At 52.3% G+C, this 352-nt stretch carries 1 protein-coding gene; it reads right to left on the bottom strand.

The genetic code is table 11. The annotated features are described in order from the left end of the window. Positions 1-352 (bottom strand): FIDD domain-containing protein (locus tag L1S31_RS14880; RefSeq protein WP_236465568.1); only part of this gene is annotated, 352 nt, incomplete at both ends.

Raw genomic sequence — 352 nt, 5'->3', positions numbered from 1 at the left:
TGTAAGGTCAAAGACATGGAACTGGTCGTTTGGCAGTGCATCGTCATCGCAAAGGCTCAGTGGGGTTGGCGTGGTCAGCAATAGCGGTGCATTAACCTGTATGTGGAAGGTACCGATGTTGAAACAGCCGGTAACCGTGTTTTCAACGCGTACCCATATTGGATCTCCATCATGTGCGGTATGGCTTGTCGAAGGGATAAGCGGTGCGGTTCCGGCCTGTGCCGCAGGTAATGAATTATAATAGGTCACCAGGTAAGTGCCTGCAGGCTGTTGTGCCAGTACCACTGGGGTCTGCTGGGTCAGGTCAACGGTGGTGGATGCATCCTGGGTAGCAGTATCATAATCACATACC

This window comes from Flavobacterium wongokense, from assembly GCF_021608265.1.
Lineage (GTDB): Bacteria > Bacteroidota > Bacteroidia > Flavobacteriales > Flavobacteriaceae > Flavobacterium > Flavobacterium wongokense.
Note: the sequence above shows the minus strand (reverse complement) of the source record. Positions and strands in the feature narration are given on the sequence as shown.